This is a genomic window from Pseudomonas sp. RIT288, assembly GCF_000631985.1.
GTDB lineage: Bacteria > Pseudomonadota > Gammaproteobacteria > Pseudomonadales > Pseudomonadaceae > Aquipseudomonas.
This window is the reverse complement of record NZ_JFYN01000003.1, coordinates 15,372-32,555: the sequence shown is the minus strand read 5'-3', so window position 1 is coordinate 32,555 and position 17,184 is coordinate 15,372. Positions and strand designations below refer to the sequence as shown.

The following is a 17,184-nucleotide window of genomic DNA, read 5'->3' as shown; positions in this document are numbered from 1 at the left end:
TTGGCGGAGCGGCCATGTTAACCACTGCGCCCATGCGTCGCCAACGATAGATACCGTCGGACAATCCGAGTGAATTTTCCCGACGCGCCGCGATCCTTCTAATACCACAGGGAGGAATACGGGCTTTATGAACAACGCAAAACTGTTTGTCATCGATTACACCCTTCACGGCACGCCTAAGTCGTTCATTATCCGCTCGGACAGAATGGACAACGCCGAGGCGTGGCACTGGGCAAGCTGCGACGCCGGTGTGGGTCGCATCCCGCGTTTCGGCCGGGAAAAAGTGCAAAAGACCAGCAAACCGATGGCGGAGAAATTCGGCGTGGAAAATGTCACATGGCGACCGGCGAGCTAGAATCTCGTCAGGCGATGGGGACTCTTTGGGGGCGTACACAATGACCAGCATCTTCAGCCCGGCGCATCTGGATTACGGCCTGGACACCCTGTTCGGCCGTATCACCAAAAGCGTGGACTGTCGGGTGGGTCTTGAGGCTGTCGAGGACGACCCGTATAGCTTCGCCCTGCGTGTGCCGGCGCCGCTACCGGAAGACCTCGACCAGGCGAAAACCGTGGTGGTCAGGGTTGACGGGCGACGACTGCAAGGCACGGTCCGCCATACCGAACGGCTGGATGATGAAAGCCTGAAACTGCAAGTGGAGCCTGATTAGGCTCCACTTTTTTATGCGCGCGGTTATTTGGGGTGGGCGCAATGGCAGCCTTTGCTTGAACACTCTTCACCGCCCTTGTGGTGGTGTGCGCAGGCTTCACAGCAATAGTGTTTGCCGTGCACGGCGTAGGCGTGTTCGCCTTCCTTGATGGTGCATTTGCAGTTGGGGCAATCGCATTTTCTATCGGGCATGGGGGCAGACTCCTTTTTTGGTGGTTGTCTGTGGCTTGCGAGGGCAAGCCGTAGAGAACAGTGTAGGAGCTGCCGAAGGCTGCGATCTTTTGATCTGGTTTTTTGGGGGGGATTGGGTGTACATCCGTTTCTGCTGGCGATATTGGGTGAATATCCGTTTCTTCGAGTGCTGCCGCTGGCGGTTTCGCTCTTACAGCGAGTCACTAAAAAATGCTTCAGCTTCCGCTTTTGTCATTGCCACTTCGTTCTCAATAACTGCATATGACACGACTCGATACCGCAAGGAATTCTGTCAAGGAACCGGTAAGGCGCTAAAACCGATCCAAAACGTCGGACAGCCCTCGGATGAAACGCAGCGACGGCTCAAAGCCAGCTCTCGCCAGCAGGTCTTCATAGGTGTTGTTGCGCGGGTTTTGCGCAGGCACAAAAAAGCCGATCCAGGTGATCGGCTTAAGTGTCTGATTTTACTCAGGAATAATGGTCGGGACGGAGTGATTCGAACACTCGACCCCTAGCACCCCATGCTAGTGCGCTACCGGACTGCGCTACGCCCCGACTGGTTTGAAACCCGCCCCTCGTCTCGAAGAGCGCTCAAGAATATATCGCAAGCTTTTGAAAACTGGAAGTATTCAAACGCAGCTTTTTATTTCTTGAGAACCACCAGTACATCTTCAAGCTCAGCGATCATCTGGCGGATCATTTGCTTGTATTGGGTGGTGTCGTCTTTGGCTTCATCGCCGGACAAACGCAGACGCGCGCCACCAATAGTGAATCCCTGATCGTAAAGGAGCGCGCGGATCTGCCGGATCATCAGTACATCCTGGCGCTGATAATACCGGCGGTTTCCGCGGCGTTTGACGGGGTTGAGTTGAGGAAACTCCTGCTCCCAGTAGCGCAGCACGTGCGGTTTTACCGCACACAGCTCGCTGACTTCACCAATGGTGAAGTAGCGTTTGCCCGGGATGACGGGTAGTTCGTCGTTATGACTTGGTTCCAGCATAAGCCTCAACTCGGGCCTTCAACTTCTGCCCTGGACGAAAGGTGACCACACGGCGAGCCGTGATCGGGATTTCTTCCCCCGTTTTCGGGTTGCGGCCAGGCCGCTGGCGCTTGTCCCGAAGGTCGAAATTGCCGAAACCGGACAATTTGACCTGCTCGTTGTCTTCAAGAGCGTGCCTGATTTCCTCGAAAAACAGTTCAACCAATTCCTTGGCTTCCCGCTTGTTCAGGCCCAGCTCTTCATACAGACGTTCCGCCATCTCAGCTTTCGTCAAAGCCCCCATACGTCACTTCCTTAACGTGGCGTTCAACCTTTGTTCGAGCGAGGTGAGGATGTTTTGCGTCGTCGAATTCACCTCATCGTCATTAAGAGTGCGCGATGGATGCTGCCAGGTCAAGCCAACTGCAAGGCTTTTTCTATCAGGATCAATGCCTTTACCCTGATACACGTCAAACAGCCTGAGATCCGTGAGCCATTCGCCTGCATTTTCACGGATTACGTCCAATACAGCCGAGGCCGCGACATCTTTGTGCGCGATCAGTGCAAGGTCACGACGCACTTCAGGAAAACGCGACAACTCGTGGAATTGCGGCATTTTTCCGGAAGCGACTTCAGCCAGAACCAGCTCGAAGACGAATACCGGACGATCCAGACCCAGGGCTTTGGACAGCTCTGGGTGGATCGCACCGATAAAGCCCACTTCACGCCCGTCACGCTCGATGCGCGCGGTTTGACCCGGGTGCAGCGCCGGGTGTTTGCCCGGAGCGAAAGTGAAGGTATCCAACGCACCGGCAAAACCCAGCACCGCTTCAACGTCAGCTTTCACGTCGAAGAAATCGACGGTATCGCGCCCCTGTGCCCAGCCTTCCGGCAGACGGCTGCCGCACACCACACCCGACAGCATCGGCTCTTGCTTCAGACCTTCGAGTTGACCGACGAAGCGCAGACCGCTTTCGAACAGACGCACGCGATCCTGCTGACGGTTCAGGTTGTGCTGCAACGCCTTGACCAGGCCCGGCCACAGCGAAGAACGCATGGCAGCCATGTCATTGGAAATCGGGTTGGCCAGCAACAGTGGCTCGACGCCCGGGTTGAACAGTTCGAACTGTTTCGGATCGATGAAGCTGTAAGTGATCGCTTCCTGATAACCACGGGCAACCAGCAGACGACGCAATTCAGGCAATTCGCTGCGTGCTTCAGCCTTGGCCTGTGGCGCCAGACGCGCTTGCGGGTAGCGAACCGGCAGACGGTTGTAGCCGTACAGACGCGCCAGCTCTTCGATCAGATCGACTTCCAGGCTGATGTCGAAGCGGTGGCTTGGCACTTCTACGCGCCACTGCCCTGCTCCGTCAGCGGAAATATTCAGGCCCAAGGCGCTGAGCAGACGCTCGACCTGCGCCGAATCCATTTCCATCCCCAGCATCTGGGTGATGCGCTGCGCGCGCAGGGTGATCGGCGCAATCGACGGCAGATGTTGCTCGCTGACGGTCTCGATGATCGGGCCGGCTTCACCACCGGTGATTTCCAGCAGCAGGCCGGTGGCGCGCTCCATGGCTTCACGGGCCAGTTGCCAGTCCACGCCACGCTCGTAACGGTGCGACGCGTCGGTGTGCAGGCCGTAGGACCGAGCCTTGCCAGCCACCGCGATCTGGTCGAAGAAGGCACTTTCCAGGAAAACGTCGCGGGTGGTTGCGGACACACCGCTGTGCTCGCCACCCATTACGCCGGCAATCGCCAGAGCGCGGGTGTGGTCGGCGATCACCAGCGTATCGCTACGCAGGCTGACTTCCTGACCGTCGAGCAAAACCAGCTTCTCACCCTCTTCCGCCATACGCACGCGGATGCCGCCATTGATTTCGGCGAGATCGAAAGCGTGCAACGGCTGACCCAGTTCGAGCATCACGTAGTTGGTGATGTCGACGGCAGCGTCGATGCTGCGCACTTCGGCGCGGCGCAGACGTTCAACCATCCACAGCGGGGTTGGTTTGGACAGGTCAACGTTACGGATGACACGACCCAGGTAACGCGGGCAGGCGGCAGGCGCCAGCACTTCGACCGGACGTACTTCGTCGTGCACGGCCGGAATGGCCATGACCACCGGACGGGTGACCGGAGCGGCGTACAGTGCGCCGACTTCACGGGCCAGACCGGCCAGCGACAGGCAGTCGCCACGGTTCGGGGTCAGGTCGACCTCGATGCTGGCGTCTTCCAGATCGAGATATACACGGAAATCTTCACCCACCGGCGCATCGGCCGGCAGCTCCATCAGACCGTCATTGCCTTCACCGACCTGCAGCTCGGCTTGCGAGCACAGCATGCCGTTGGACTCGACGCCGCGCAGCTTGGCCTTCTTGATCTTGAAGTCGCCCGGCAGTTCGGCACCGATCATGGCGAACGGAATCTTCAGGCCCGGACGCACGTTAGGCGCACCGCACACGACCTGGAAGGTTTCCGCGCCATTGCTGACCTGGCACACACGCAACTTGTCGGCGTCAGGGTGCTGCTCGGTGCTCAGCACCTCGCCCACGACCACGCCGCTGAATACACCGGCGGCCGGGGTCACGCTATCGACCTCCAGACCCGCCATCGACAGACGAGCAACCAGCTCGTCGCGACTTACCTGCGGGCTAACCCAGCCACGCAGCCATTGTTCACTGAATTTCATCCTGCTCTCCTAAGAATTCGTTACGACTAGCGAAATTGCGCGAGGAACCGCAAGTCGTTGTCGAAGAACAGACGCAAGTCATTCACGCCGTAACGGAGCATTGCCAGACGCTCGACGCCCATACCGAAAGCGAAGCCGGAGAACTCTTCCGGATCGATGCCGGACATGCGCAGCACGTTCGGGTGAACCATGCCGCAGCCCATGACTTCCAGCCAGCCGGTCTGCTTGCAGACGCGGCAGCCTTTACCGCTGCACATCACGCATTCCATGTCGACTTCAGCGGATGGCTCGGTGAACGGGAAGTAAGAAGGACGGAAACGTACGGCCAGCTCTTTCTCGAAGAACACCCGCAGGAATTCTTCGATGGTGCCTTTGAGATCGGCGAAATTGATGTCGCGATCGACCAGCAGGCCTTCGACCTGGTGGAACATCGGCGAGTGGGTGATATCGGAGTCGCTGCGATACACACGGCCTGGGCAGACGATGCGGATCGGTGGTTGCCTGGACTCCATGGTGCGGACCTGTACCGGTGACGTATGGGTGCGCAGCAACATGTTCGCGTTGAAATAGAAGGTGTCATGCATCGACCGGGCCGGGTGATGGCCTGGGATGTTGAGCGCTTCGAAGTTGTGATAGTCGTCTTCGACCTCAGGGCCTTCGGCGATGCCGTAGCCGATGCGGGTGAAGAACTGTTCGACTCGTTCCAGAGTCCGGGTCACCGGATGCAGACCTCCGGAGGTCTGGCCACGGCCCGGCAACGTCACGTCAATGGATTCGGCAGACAGTTTGGCAGCCAGTTCGGCTTCTTCAAACAGAGCCATGCGCGCATTGAGAACGCCTGTGACACGTTCCTTGGCAACGTTGATCAGGGCGCCGACTTGCGGACGCTCTTCTGCCGGCAAATTCCCCAGGGTCTTCATCACCTGAGTCAATTCACCCTTTTTGCCAAGGTATTGAACCCGGATTTGCTCCAGGGCATTGATATCTTCAGCGCTTTGCACAGCCTCTAGTGCTTGAGAGACCAGCGCATCCAGGTTTTCCATGTACAGACTCCAGATACAAAATAGGGGAAGAGCTTGAAGGCTCTTCCCCTATTTATGACGTTTAACACCTGGCCCCACAAAGGTGAGGCCGGGTGACTGTCGGGGGTACTTAAGCCAAGGTGGCTTTAGCTTTCTCGACAATCGCAGCAAACGCCGCTTTTTCGTTCACTGCCAGATCAGCCAGAACCTTACGGTCGATCTCGATGGACGCTTTTTTCAGGCCAGCGATGAAACGGCTGTAGGACAGACCGTTAACACGAGCACCAGCGTTGATACGAGCGATCCACAGAGCGCGGAACTGACGTTTTTTCTGACGACGGTCACGGTAGGCGTATTGGCCTGCCTTGATTACCGCTTGCTTGGCAACACGGAATACGCGGGAGCGTGCGCCGTAGTAGCCTTTAGCAAGTTTCAGAATTTTTTTGTGACGCTTACGGGCAATGACGCCACGCTTTACACGAGCCATGAGTTACTTCCTCTATTCTTGACTAAAATTAACGAAGGCGCAGCATGCGCTCGACTTTTGCCACGTCAGACGGATGCAGCAAGCTGCTACCGCGCAGTTGACGCTTACGCTTGGTCGACATTTTGGTCAGGATGTGGCTCTTGAAAGCGTGCTTGTGCTTGATACCGTTAGCAGTTTTCAGAAACCGCTTAGCAGCACCACTTTTGGTTTTCATTTTTGGCATGTTCGGATACTCCGCATTCAGTTGATAAACATAATCAGAAGGCCTGCCGTGCCCTGTTGATTACTTCTTCTTTTTCGGGGCGATGACCATGATCAGCTGGCGTCCTTCCATCTTAGGATGCTGTTCGACCGAACCGTACTCGAGCAGGTCAGCTTCAACCCGCTTGAGGAGTTCCATCCCCAGCTCCTGGTGGGCCATCTCACGGCCGCGGAATCGCAAGGATACCTTGGCCCTGTCCCCGTCACTCAGGAAACGTACCAGGTTGCGCAGTTTTACCTGGTAATCCCCTTCCTCCGTCCCTGGACGAAACTTGATTTCTTTTACCTGAATCTGCTTCTGGTTTTTCTTCGCTGCTGCAATCTGCTTCTTCTTTTCGAAGATCGATTTGCCGTAGTCCATCACCCGGCAAACCGGTGGGACTGCGTCAGCAGAGATTTCTACCAGATCAAGCTTTGCTTCTTCAGCAATACGAAGCGCTTCATCAATCGAGACGATGCCAATCTGCTCGCCATCAGCGCCAATTAACCGAACCTCGCGTGCCGAGATATTCTCGTTGATCGGGGCTTTCGGTGCAGCTCGTTTATCTTGTCTCATTTCACGCTTAATAATAATTACTCCGAATCTGGGCGACCACGCCGGGAAACCGCTTGCGCGAGAAACTCAGCGAACTGGGCGACGGGCATCGAGCCCAGGTCAGCACCTTCACGAGTACGCACAGCGACAGTCTGCATCTCGACTTCCTTATCTCCGATAACCAAAAGATAGGGAACCTTGAGCAAAGTATGCTCGCGGATTTTAAAGCCGATCTTTTCATTTCTCAAGTCGGACTTGGCACGAAATCCGCTTTCGTTGAGAGTTTTTTCAACCTGAGCGACGAAATCTGCCTGTTTATCAGTGATATTCATGATCACTGCCTGGGTTGGCGCCAGCCACGCAGGGAATGCACCTTCGTAGTGCTCGATCAGAATCCCGACGAAACGCTCGAAGGAACCGAGGATCGCCCGGTGCAACATCACTGGGTGCTTGCGGCTGTTGTCTTCGGAGACGTATTCGGCGCCGAGACGGACAGGCAGGTTGAAATCGAGCTGCAAGGTACCACACTGCCAGACGCGACCGAGGCAATCTTTCAGCGAGAACTCGATTTTCGGACCGTAGAACGCACCTTCGCCCGGCTGCAGATCGTACGGCAGGCCCGCGCTATCAAGGGCTGCCGCCAGTGCCGCTTCGGCGCGATCCCACAGCTCGTCGGAACCCACGCGTTTTTCCGGACGAGTGGACAGCTTCATCTCGACATCGGTGAAGCCGAAGTCGCGGTAAACGTCCATGGTCAGCTTGATGAACGCAGCGGATTCGGCCTGCATCTGCTCTTCGGTGCAGAAAATGTGGGCGTCGTCCTGAGTGAATGCACGCACGCGCATGATGCCGTGCAGCGCACCCGACGGCTCGTTACGGTGGCAGGCACCAAACTCGGCCAGGCGCATCGGCAGTTCGCGGTAGCTCTTCAGGCCCTGGTTGAACACCTGCACGTGACACGGGCAGTTCATCGGCTTGATGGCGTAGTCGCGGCTTTCCGACTCGGTGGTGAACATGTTGTCGGCGTAGTTGGCCCAGTGCCCGGATTTCTCCCAGAGGCTGCGGTCAACCACTTGCGGGGTCTTGATCTCAAGGTAGCCGTTGTCACGCTGCACCTTGCGCATGTACTGCTCGAGCACTTGATACAGGGTCCAGCCGTTCGGGTGCCAGAACACCATGCCCGGCGCTTCTTCCTGGGTGTGGAACAGGCCCAGGCGCTTGCCGATCTTGCGGTGATCGCGTTTTTCCGCTTCTTCGATGCGCTGGATGTAAGCCGCCAGCTGCTTCTTGTCAGCCCAGGCAGTACCGTAAACGCGCTGCAGCTGCTCGTTCTTGGCATCACCGCGCCAGTAGGCACCGGACAGTTTGGTCAGCTTGAAGGATTTCAGGAAACGCGTGTTCGGCACGTGCGGGCCGCGGCACATGTCGACGTATTCTTCGTGGTAGTACAGACCCATGGCCTGTTCGTTCGGCATGTCTTCGACCAGACGCAGCTTGTAGTCTTCGCCGCGGGCCTTGAACACTTCGATCACTTCGGCGCGCGGAGTGACTTTCTTGATGACGTCGTAATCTTTGTCGATCAGCTGATGCATGCGCTGTTCGATGGCGGCCATGTCGTCCGGGGTAAAAGGACGCTCGAAGGCGATGTCGTAATAGAAGCCTTCGTCGATGACCGGCCCGATGACCATTTTCGCAGTCGGGTACAGCTGCTTGACCGCGTGGCCAACCAGGTGCGCACAAGAGTGGCGAATGATCTCCAGCCCCTCTTCATCCTTTGGCGTGATGATTTGCAGCGTCGCGTCGCTGTCGATGATGTCGCAGGCGTCGACCAGCTTGCCGTTGACCTTGCCGGCCACGGTGGCCTTGGCCAGTCCGGCACCAATGGATGCGGCGACCTCGGCTACGGAAACCGGGTGATCGAATGAACGTTGACTGCCGTCGGGAAGAGTAATAGTTGGCATGGCGCCTCCTCTCCTAGTGGTGACCCCTACCAAAGGTCACGTGGGTTGGGATGAGCCAGTACAAGATCCGATCCAGGCCATTCAATGACGAACGCCTGCCTTACAGCGGCAGGAGCCTTGCGGCCAACCGGAAAACCGAACCAGAGTGACTGGGATTCAAATCAGAGTTTTTCGCACGCTGACCGCTGCCGGGGCTGAAGGCCATCCGGAGCCTGAGAACGCTTGAGCCCGGCATGCTAGCACAGATGAGCGGTCACTTATGCCTCTGTTTGATCAGAAGGCAAATAGTCCGTTTTTATGCCAGAGTGCTGAACTTGATCGGCCCATTAGCTCTCAGATATCAAGACATTGACCCACAAGGAGCATCCTCGCATGCGTCTGAATACACTGTTCGCCGTCGTCGCCCCTATCGTTATGCTGCTGCCGCTGAGTGCCCACGCTGAATGGCCGAAGGGCGAGCGTGAGAAATACATGGCTCAATGCGTCCCGGCGGCGGCGCAAAAGATAGGAGAGGCAGCGGCCAAAGCCCATTGCGCTTGCGGTGCTGACGCCATCAAGTCCTACCCGGCCAGCGACATTGAGGCACTGATGAACAACAAGGCGACCCCTGAACTGCAAAATAAAGCATTGGGCCAAATTGCCAAATGCAAGGCCACACCACCAGCCAAAAAGTGACAAAAAAGGCCTTCATGATCAGTTAAAGAGGCGAAAAAAGGACCCGAATTGAGCCTTTTCAGACGATTTATGCAGGTTTTACAGGTTTTTTTATTGTCTTTACTTTTGTCGCAAAGCCTTTTAAACCGGGGCTTTCAGCGAAAACAGAGCACAAAGAAAACACGACTGATTGGCAAACAGCACGTCCGGGGGGCTACCAAAGCGAACATTTCGACTATGATACTCCGGTGTGCCCAGTTGGCCTGAGCAGCACAGTACTACTGAAAATATATGTTTCTTGGAGATACACCATGTCTAATCGCCAAACCGGCACCGTTAAATGGTTCAACGATGAAAAAGGCTTCGGCTTCATCACTCCTCAAGGTGGCGGTGACGACCTGTTCGTACACTTCAAAGCTATCGAATCCGACGGTTTCAAAAGCCTGAAAGAAGGCCAGACCGTCTCTTTCGTGGCTGAGAAAGGCCAAAAGGGTATGCAAGCTGCACAAGTTCGCCCAGAGTAATTTCCTGGCGCACTAAAAAAACCCCGTCCATGTGACGGGGTTTTTTATGCCTGCAACAAAAGCGCTCTGTGATCAGCCGCAGTTGACGCGGGTGACCACCAGGTTGTTGTCGGTGTTCAGATTCAAGCGATCGGAACGGTACTCCAGAGTGATCATGTCGGTTGGCTTGAGGAAGCGGGCGTTTTGCGCGCCAGCTTTGGCACGAGCCTGATCGAGCAGTTCCGGCGAAGCCTTTTTACCGATGGCAAATTCCGCTGCCTTTGCTTCACAGCGGCTATGACCGGCATCGGTCGCCACAGGATCCTTTGCCGACTCGCTGGAGGTTGTGCTGCAACCGGCCAACATGGCAACGGCCATAAGTGCACCCAGAGACGCGAACTTCAAAGGCATGAAGCCTCCTTTTTTCAAATGGTTAAGCTGAGATCGTGCGACCACCAATACGGCGTTTGGTTTCACAACCGATGCTGTCACACTGCCCCACGATCCGTAAAAACGCTGAGTCTGCCTGAAGAGCGGGCAACGCATCCTCACGCAATCGTGACCGAATATTAACGAAGCTCAATAGACGTCGATGTAATCGAGCGGCGGATTCGGCCAGTTGTCTTTCAGCGCATTGAAAATCTGCATCACCCAGACTTCATCACTGGCCGCGACCTTGCCGACATACCCCGACCCCTTGGCCCAGGTCTCCAGGCGAAACAGCAGGCCATCAATATCCTGCCCACCGGTCACACCGGAAGAAATATAGGCAATCCCACCCTTGGTCACACGCAGCTGCGTGTGCACATCATCGCTGGCCGACGCCAGCAACTGGCGCACAGCGTCGAGTGTGAGGCCGTCGGGGGTGTTCAAATCGATCTGCACAGCATATTCCTTGAATCAGCCGGAAAAGACCAAGTGTCGCATAGCGACGCGCTCATGCCTAAGTCGCAGTGCCAAACGCCCGCCAAAGTGGTTAACTCGCTTTCAGACATTCCCGACTTTTCGAGCGCACTCATGAACACCGTAAGCATCTCCGCCGACATCAAGGTTCATTGGCCGAAGGGGCACAGCTCCTACAGCCCGGGCAGTTCGGAGGAGCTGGCGTTGATCAGCATCGATCTGCTGGTCAAGACGATGGGAACCCAGGGCGCACAAACGTTTATCGCCCAGGTGTTCGAGCGGTACCAGCATGACGACAAGAGCACGCAGGACACCGAGAGAAAATAAAAACCCGCAGGCTGGCACCTGCGGGTCACAGCCTTACTTCAAGCGTTTCAGACGCTCGGTCAGCAGATCGAAGAAGCCTTGAGCATCCCCATTTTCCACCCAGAAGGCGTTCTTCGGCGCCTTCAGACCGTCATACCAGTCAACGATGGTCTGGCCAAAAGTCGGACCTTCGCGACTATCCACCACAACGTTGACCGAACGACCGGTGAACAGCTCAGGCTTGAGCAGGTAAGCGATGACGGTAGCGTCATGCACCGGGCCGCCCGGGATGCCGTAATGCTCCATGTCGCCCTTGATGTACTCGTTGAGAATGTCGCCAACGATCTTGCTTGCATTGTTGTTCAGCGCGGCAATCTGTTTCAGGCGTGCGTCGCTGGTGAGGATCTTGTGGGTCACGTCCAGCGGCAGGTAGGTCAGTTTCACGCCGCTCTTGAGTACCACTTCCGCCGCTTGTGGGTCGGCGAACAGGTTGAATTCGGCCACCGGGGTGATGTTGCCGCCATTGAAGTGCGCGCCGCCCATGATCACCACTTCCTTGATGCCATTGACGATCTCCGGCTCCTGGATCAGCGCCAGCGCCAGGTTGGTCTGCGGGCCAAGCATGGCGATGGTAATGCTGTGCGGCTTGGCTTTTTTCAGGGTGTCGATCAGGTAGCTGACCGCATTGCCTTCGGCCAGGCCCTTTTTCGGCTCATGCACGGTGACACCCGACAGGCCTTCCTTGCCATGGATGTTCTCGGCGTAGATCGGGGTACGCATCAGTGGCTTCGGCGCACCGGCATAGACCGGGACATCTTCGCGCCCTGCCCACTCGCGAGCCAGGCGCGCGTTGCGCGAAGTCTTGTCGAGGCGCACGTTGCCGGCCACGGTGGTCAATGCGCGAATATTCAGTTCATCCGGCGAAGCCAGCGCGAACAGCAAGGCGACTACGTCGTCGGCACCCGGGTCGGTGTCGATGATCAGGTCGATCTTTTCAGCAGCCTGAGCGCCGGTGGCGGTCATAAAAGACAAAAGCAGCAGACTCCGAAGCAATTGGTGGATTTTTTGAGCATAGCGGTGCATGGCGCATTCCTTGTGCTGATGAAAATGGATGGGTCGAAAAACCGATTAGAACGTTACTCCGGCGACCAACACGATGTTGCAGTACGGCTGACATTCGCCTGTACGAACAATCGCCCGCGCCTGTCGGCTGAGAACCTTGAATTGCTCATGAGTCAGCAGATCGCGCCGACCGAGGGCGCCCCCTTCCTGCAACTCGTCCAGCGTGACCAGCGCGGTCGGCTGCTTGTCGAGGATTTCGTTGGCCAGCACATGGCTTTCCACCTGCATCTCGCTGAGCACGACTTTCAGGGTACTGACGAAATCCGGAAGGCCGTGGGTCAGCGCCAGATCAATCAATTCAACACCTGGTGGCACCGGCAGTCCGGCGTCACCGATGACCACCATGTCACCATGACCCAGGGAGGCGATCAGCCGCGACAACGCGACGTTGAGCAGAGGAGTCTTTTTCATGCGGGTTTGAACGCCTGTACGTCAGACATGGTTGGAATGGAAGGTTGTGCGCCGGCCCGGGTCACGGACAGCGCTGCAGCGATTTGCCCGTACCGGATCGCCTCGGCCTCGGATTTGCCACTGGCGAGCGCCGCAGCAAAACCGCCGACGAAGGTATCGCCCGCGGCGGTGGTATCGACCGCCCGCACCTTTGGCGCCGGGAAGTGCTCGAAACCTTTGCCATTGGCAAACAGTGAACCTTGCGCACCGAGGGTAATGATGACCTTGCCCGCGCCCATTACGATCAACTGGTTGGCAGCGCTTTCTGCACTTTGCAGCGAATCGACCGGCAACCCGCTCAACGCGGATGCTTCACTTTCGTTGGGGATCAAGTAGTCGATGGCGGCAAACCAGTCCGCCGGCAGCGGACGACTGGCCGGCGCCGGGTTGAGGATCACCGTCTTGCCCAGCGCACGTGCACGCTTGAGCGCATGCCCCACCGTTGCGTCGGGGATCTCGAGCTGGCAGATAACCACGTCGGCCGCCTGCAGCACTGCATCAAAGCGGTCGATCACCGCCGGGGTCATTGCACCGTTGGCGCCGGCAACGATCACGATGGCGTTCTGACTGTCGTCATCGACCACGATCAGCGCCACACCACTGGAGTCTTCAACGGTACTTACCGCCTGACAATCGATCTGCTCGGCCAGCAACGCGTCACGCAATTGCACGCCGTAGTCATCGTTGCCAACACAGCCGACCATTGCCACCTGCGCACCCAGGCGTGCAGCAGCGACTGCCTGATTGGCGCCCTTGCCGCCGGACACGGTGGCAAAGGAATGACCGATCAGCGTTTCACCGCCCTTGGGCAGCCGTGGCGCCCGGGTGACCAGATCCATGTTCAGGCTGCCTATTACCACTACATTTGCTGGCATACATCACTACTCGTCAATTCGGTTTCAGCGGTACTCGGTGAATACGCCGGACAGCGGCGCAGTCGATTCGCGCAAGACAATACTCGGGGTCACGATCCGTTGATCGGTGACCAGACTCGGGGTAGCAATCCTTCGCAGCAACACTTCGGCAGCCATCTCGCCCAACTGCAGGATCGACTGGCCGACCGTGGTCAGCGCCGGGTACACGTAGCGACTCATCTGGATATCGTCGAAGCCGATCACCGACAGCTCGCTTGGCACGCGGACATTGCGCTCGGCCGCCGCGCGGAGCACACCGATACCGATCATGTCGTTACCGGCAAAGATCGCACTCGGCGGATTGCTTTCAAGCAGGATCGCTGCCGCGTTGTAACCACCGTTGCTGGTGAAATCGCTTTCCAGCATGCGCTCGGCCCGTACCTTGATGCCCGCCTCCTGCAGCGCCCGAAAAAAACCGGCGTGACGCATTTGCGCCACGCTGGTACCCGATGGACCACCGATGGTGGCGATGTCACGATGGCCCAGCTCCAGCAGGTGCCTCGTCGCCAGATAAGCGCCATATTCATGGTCGATGCGCACCAGATCGGCGTCGAGGCCATCCAGCCCGCGGTCGACGATGACCATTGGCGTCTTCACCCCGGCTAGCCCTTGCGCGAGCCCGATGTCGCCACCCGCGGAGGCGACGATCAGGCCGTCAATGCGCTTCTCCAGCAGCACGCGCAAATAGCTGCGCTGTTTTTCCGGGTTGTCGTCAGAATTGCAGAGGATCACGCAATAGCCGTTACGCTCGCAGTAATCCTCGATGCCCCGTGCCAACTCGGCAAAATACGGGTTGAGGCTGTTCGGCACCAATAAGCCAATGGTCGCAGTGGTCTTGGCTTTCAGCGAACGCGCCACCGCACTCGGCACGTAGTCGAGGCTTTTGATGGCCGCCTCGACCTTCAACCGCACTTCCTGGCTGACCGGGCGCGTCTTGTTCACCACGTGAGAAACCGTGGTGTAGGAAATCCCCGCGAGCGCCGCCACATCCTTGATTGTTGCCATCTCTTAGCCCCGTCGACTGGCGCGTTGGCTGCGATAGGTATCGAGCACCACCGCGATGACAATCACCGCGCCGGTGATGATGCGTTTGGTTGGCTCGGTCGCGCCGATCTGCGCCAGACCGGCGGCCAAGACCGAAATGATCAACACACCGAAGAAGGTACTGATCACCGAACCACGGCCACCCATCAGGCTGGTGCCACCGATGACCACGGCGGCGATCACTTGCAGTTCCAGGCCGGAGCCGGCATTCGGATCCGCCGCTTCCAGACGGGAAATCTGGAACAGTGCGGCGATCCCCGCAAGCAGCCCCATCAGGCTGAACACCAGAATCTTGTACGGTTTTGGATTGATCCCGGCCAGACGCACGGCTTCCTCGTTGGTGCCGATACCGATCAGGTAACGACCAAACACGGTGCGGGTCAGCACAGCTTGCGCGATGAAGATCACCAGCAAGGCAATGATGAACGACGGCGAGATACCGAAAGCGATCGGGTTAGACAGCCAGGCAAACGAATCACCGATGTACGCGGTGCGCGAACCGGTCATCTGGTACGCCAGGCCACGGGCCATTTCCAGCACACCGAGTGAAACGATGAACGACGGAATACGCCACGCCACGGTGATCGACCCTGTGACCGTACCGGCCAGTGCCGCCACCGCCATACCGAGCAACGCGGCCGGCAACACGCTCCAGCCCCAGCCGAGAATCGCCACGCTGACTGTCGAGGCGGCAAGTGCCAGAACCGAACCGACCGACAGGTCGATGCCGCCGATGATCAGTACAAAGGTCATGCCCACCGCCAGCACCATCAGATCGGGGATCTGGTTGGCCAGCGTGCTGAAAGTGTCATAGGACAGAAAGTGGCTGCTCATCATCGAGAACAGCGCCACCATCGCCAACAAGGCCCCGGCCAGGCCCAGATAGGTGCCCAGACCGTAGAAATTGCCACTACGTTTGCCGGCGGAAGATGCAGTTTTCATGGGAGATCCCTAGGCGCCGCTTCATTGAGCAACGCATCACGTTTTTGGTAGCCGGCGAACGCGGCGGCAAGCAAATCATCCTGGTTCCAGCTGTCGCGCTCGAAGGTATCGATCAAACGCCCTGCCGACAGCACACCGATCCGGTCGCAAATCAGCATCAGCTCGCGCAGGTCACTGGACACCACCACCAGCGCCTTGCCCTGACGTGTCAACTCGCCCAGCAAGGCGTAGATATCGAACTTGGCACCGACGTCGATGCCGCGGGTCGGTTCGTCGAACAACAGCACCGAGCAATCACGCTCCAGCCAGCGGCCGATCACCACTTTCTGCTGGTTGCCACCGGACAATTCCGACACCAGTTGTGTCGGGCTGGAACTGCGGATACGCATGGCGTCGATCTGACGCTGCGCCAGGGAAATTTCGTCGCTGGCATTGACGATTCCTGCCCTGGAAATCTCCGGCATGTTGCCCAGGGCGATGTTGGCGCTGATCGACTGACTGAGGAGCAGGCCTTCGCCTTTTCGGTCTTCGGTGATCAGGGCAATGCCATGGTTCACCGCATCAACCGGCGAACGCACACTGACCACCTGCGCCGGCGAACCCAGTGCAATCGTGCCGCTGTCGGCCAGATCGGCGCCGAAGATCAGTCGCAGCAATTCGGTGCGCCCTGCCCCGATCAGCCCGGAAATCCCGAAGATCTCGCCGGCGCGCACGTCGAAGGAAACATCGCGCACCTTGTCGGAGCGGGTCAGGCCCTTGACCGTCAGTGCCGGGGCGCCGATCTTGCGTGGGCCCAGGTCGATGTGTTCGCCCAGCTCACGACCGACCATCAAGGTGACCAGTTGCTCACTGTTGTAGTTGGCCATCGGCTCGACGCAAACCAGATTGCCGTCACGCAGCACGGCAATGCGTTGCGCGACGCGCGCCAGCTCTTCGAGGCGGTGCGAGATATAGATGATCGAGACGCCACGTGCCTGCAAGCGGGTGATCTGCTCGAAGAGCATTTCCACCTCGCGGGCGGTGAGCATCGCAGTCGGCTCATCGAGGATCAGTACATGGCAATCGCCGATCAGGTTGCGTGCGATCTCGACCATCTGCTGGTGCCCGATCCCCAGCTCACCCACCAGGGTGTCCGGGTCAATGGCGTCAAGGCCGACCTGCGCCATGGCTTCGATTGCCGCTTTGCGCAATTGCTTGCGACTGATCCAGCCGCCGTTGCTCGGCAGGTTGTCGAGAAACAGGTTTTCCGCCACCGACAGGGTCGGCAGCAGATTGAGTTCTTGCATGACCATGCGCACGCCAAGCTCTTCGGCCTGGGTGCGACTGCCCGGACGGTAGTCCTTGCCCTGGAATTGCATCTGACCGGTGGTGGGCGTAACCAGCCCCCCAATGATCTTCGACAGCGTGCTTTTACCGGCGCCATTCTCACCGGTCAGCGCCAGCACTTCACCGCGCATCAGCGTCAAGTCGATGCCCGTGAGCACCGGTTGCGCATAGGTCTTACCGATACCGCTGACCGAGAGGACAGCGTTCGGGGCGGAAACTGACATAAAAAC

22 protein-coding genes and 1 tRNA gene are annotated in these 17,184 nt (G+C 57.9%); 5 read left to right on the top strand and 18 right to left on the bottom strand.

Going from position 1 to position 17,184, the window contains the following annotated elements; genetic code table 11:
* Nucleotides 1-127 precede the first annotated feature (127 nt).
* Nucleotides 128-355 carry a DUF6555 family protein gene (locus BW33_RS04805; RefSeq protein WP_027613849.1) on the top strand — a complete coding sequence of 76 codons (228 nt, stop codon included), beginning with the start codon at nucleotides 128-130 and terminating at the stop codon, nucleotides 353-355.
* A gap of 40 nt (nucleotides 356-395) precedes the next feature.
* Nucleotides 396-668 (top strand): hypothetical protein, encoded by a 273-nt coding sequence (locus BW33_RS04800; protein ID WP_047597391.1) that lies wholly within the window; start codon nucleotides 396-398, stop codon nucleotides 666-668.
* 23 nt (nucleotides 669-691) lie between these two features.
* On the opposite strand, the gene BW33_RS28270 is transcribed toward BW33_RS04800, so the two are convergent.
* The 10 genes from BW33_RS28270 to thrS form a co-directional block, all read right to left on the bottom strand.
* Nucleotides 692-859 (bottom strand): metallothionein, encoded by a 168-nt coding sequence (locus BW33_RS28270; RefSeq protein WP_080963240.1) that lies wholly within the window; start codon nucleotides 857-859, stop codon nucleotides 692-694.
* A gap of 478 nt (nucleotides 860-1,337) precedes the next feature.
* A tRNA-Pro gene (locus BW33_RS04795) sits at nucleotides 1,338-1,414 on the bottom strand.
* A gap of 88 nt (nucleotides 1,415-1,502) precedes the next feature.
* The gene (locus tag BW33_RS04790; RefSeq protein WP_003179985.1) at nucleotides 1,503-1,859 is read right to left on the bottom strand and encodes a MerR family transcriptional regulator; all 357 of its coding nucleotides are present in this window, start codon (nucleotides 1,857-1,859) and stop codon (nucleotides 1,503-1,505) included.
* Nucleotides 1,840-2,142, bottom strand: a complete 303-nt coding sequence (ihfA, locus tag BW33_RS04785) for an integration host factor subunit alpha (protein ID WP_002553164.1) — start codon at nucleotides 2,140-2,142, stop codon at nucleotides 1,840-1,842. The genes BW33_RS04790 and ihfA overlap by 20 nt, the downstream gene beginning before the upstream one ends.
* Before the next feature lie 3 nt (nucleotides 2,143-2,145).
* A complete protein-coding gene (pheT, locus tag BW33_RS04780; protein WP_047597389.1) occupies nucleotides 2,146-4,524 on the bottom strand; it encodes a phenylalanine--tRNA ligase subunit beta in 2,379 nt (792 codons plus the stop codon).
* Nucleotides 4,525-4,550: 26 nt separating this feature from the next.
* Nucleotides 4,551-5,567: a phenylalanine--tRNA ligase subunit alpha gene (pheS, locus tag BW33_RS04775; protein WP_047597387.1), complete on the bottom strand. Its 1,017-nt coding sequence runs from the start codon at nucleotides 5,565-5,567 to the stop codon at nucleotides 4,551-4,553.
* A gap of 109 nt (nucleotides 5,568-5,676) precedes the next feature.
* The gene (gene rplT, locus BW33_RS04770) at nucleotides 5,677-6,033 is read right to left on the bottom strand and encodes a 50S ribosomal protein L20 (protein ID WP_002553161.1); all 357 of its coding nucleotides are present in this window, start codon (nucleotides 6,031-6,033) and stop codon (nucleotides 5,677-5,679) included.
* A 28-nt stretch (nucleotides 6,034-6,061) separates the two neighbouring features.
* Nucleotides 6,062-6,256 carry a 50S ribosomal protein L35 gene (gene rpmI, locus BW33_RS04765; protein ID WP_002553160.1) on the bottom strand — a complete coding sequence of 65 codons (195 nt, stop codon included), beginning with the start codon at nucleotides 6,254-6,256 and terminating at the stop codon, nucleotides 6,062-6,064.
* A 60-nt stretch (nucleotides 6,257-6,316) separates the two neighbouring features.
* A complete protein-coding gene (gene infC, locus BW33_RS04760) occupies nucleotides 6,317-6,868 on the bottom strand; it encodes a translation initiation factor IF-3 (RefSeq protein WP_170929410.1) in 552 nt (183 codons plus the stop codon).
* Entirely contained in the window at nucleotides 6,868-8,790 is a 1,923-nt protein-coding gene (gene thrS / locus BW33_RS04755) for a threonine--tRNA ligase (RefSeq protein WP_007961251.1), read from the bottom strand. Before thrS ends, infC begins: the two co-directional genes overlap by 1 nt.
* Nucleotides 8,791-9,162: 372 nt before the next feature.
* Between thrS and BW33_RS04750 the strand changes: the two genes are divergently transcribed.
* Both BW33_RS04750 and BW33_RS04745 read left to right on the top strand, forming a co-directional pair.
* The gene (locus BW33_RS04750; protein ID WP_047597386.1) at nucleotides 9,163-9,465 is read left to right on the top strand and encodes a hypothetical protein; all 303 of its coding nucleotides are present in this window, start codon (nucleotides 9,163-9,165) and stop codon (nucleotides 9,463-9,465) included.
* 290 nt (nucleotides 9,466-9,755) lie between these two features.
* Entirely contained in the window at nucleotides 9,756-9,968 is a 213-nt protein-coding gene (locus BW33_RS04745; RefSeq protein ID WP_003179963.1) for a cold-shock protein, read from the top strand.
* 72 nt (nucleotides 9,969-10,040) lie between these two features.
* Here BW33_RS04745 and BW33_RS04740 read toward each other — a convergent pair whose 3' ends face one another.
* Nucleotides 10,041-10,358 (bottom strand): I78 family peptidase inhibitor, encoded by a 318-nt coding sequence (locus BW33_RS04740; RefSeq protein ID WP_007961248.1) that lies wholly within the window; start codon nucleotides 10,356-10,358, stop codon nucleotides 10,041-10,043.
* Nucleotides 10,359-10,526: 168 nt separating this feature from the next.
* Nucleotides 10,527-10,832 carry a hypothetical protein gene (locus BW33_RS04735; RefSeq protein ID WP_047597385.1) on the bottom strand — a complete coding sequence of 102 codons (306 nt, stop codon included), beginning with the start codon at nucleotides 10,830-10,832 and terminating at the stop codon, nucleotides 10,527-10,529.
* A gap of 132 nt (nucleotides 10,833-10,964) precedes the next feature.
* On the opposite strand from BW33_RS04735, the gene BW33_RS04730 reads away from it, so the two are divergent.
* Nucleotides 10,965-11,177 (top strand): hypothetical protein, encoded by a 213-nt coding sequence (locus BW33_RS04730; RefSeq protein WP_047597581.1) that lies wholly within the window; start codon nucleotides 10,965-10,967, stop codon nucleotides 11,175-11,177.
* A gap of 33 nt (nucleotides 11,178-11,210) precedes the next feature.
* On the opposite strand, the gene BW33_RS04725 is transcribed toward BW33_RS04730, so the two are convergent.
* From BW33_RS04725 to BW33_RS04700, 6 genes are read right to left on the bottom strand one after another with little or no spacing between them, the layout of a single operon-like run.
* Nucleotides 11,211-12,239 carry a nucleoside hydrolase gene (locus BW33_RS04725; protein ID WP_047597384.1) on the bottom strand — a complete coding sequence of 343 codons (1,029 nt, stop codon included), beginning with the start codon at nucleotides 12,237-12,239 and terminating at the stop codon, nucleotides 11,211-11,213.
* 45 nt (nucleotides 12,240-12,284) lie between these two features.
* Nucleotides 12,285-12,689 carry a D-ribose pyranase gene (rbsD, locus tag BW33_RS04720; protein WP_047597383.1) on the bottom strand — a complete coding sequence of 135 codons (405 nt, stop codon included), beginning with the start codon at nucleotides 12,687-12,689 and terminating at the stop codon, nucleotides 12,285-12,287.
* Nucleotides 12,686-13,603 carry a ribokinase gene (gene rbsK / locus BW33_RS04715; RefSeq protein ID WP_047597382.1) on the bottom strand — a complete coding sequence of 306 codons (918 nt, stop codon included), beginning with the start codon at nucleotides 13,601-13,603 and terminating at the stop codon, nucleotides 12,686-12,688. Before rbsK ends, rbsD begins: the two co-directional genes overlap by 4 nt.
* Before the next feature lie 24 nt (nucleotides 13,604-13,627).
* Nucleotides 13,628-14,647: a LacI family DNA-binding transcriptional regulator gene (locus BW33_RS04710; RefSeq protein WP_047597381.1), complete on the bottom strand. Its 1,020-nt coding sequence runs from the start codon at nucleotides 14,645-14,647 to the stop codon at nucleotides 13,628-13,630.
* A 3-nt stretch (nucleotides 14,648-14,650) separates the two neighbouring features.
* Nucleotides 14,651-15,628: an ABC transporter permease gene (locus BW33_RS04705; RefSeq protein WP_007961238.1), complete on the bottom strand. Its 978-nt coding sequence runs from the start codon at nucleotides 15,626-15,628 to the stop codon at nucleotides 14,651-14,653.
* Complete coding sequence (locus BW33_RS04700) at nucleotides 15,625-17,178, bottom strand: sugar ABC transporter ATP-binding protein (protein WP_047597379.1); 1,554 nt, start codon at nucleotides 17,176-17,178, stop codon at nucleotides 15,625-15,627. The genes BW33_RS04705 and BW33_RS04700 overlap by 4 nt, the downstream gene beginning before the upstream one ends.
* Nucleotides 17,179-17,184: the final 6 nt, after the last annotated feature.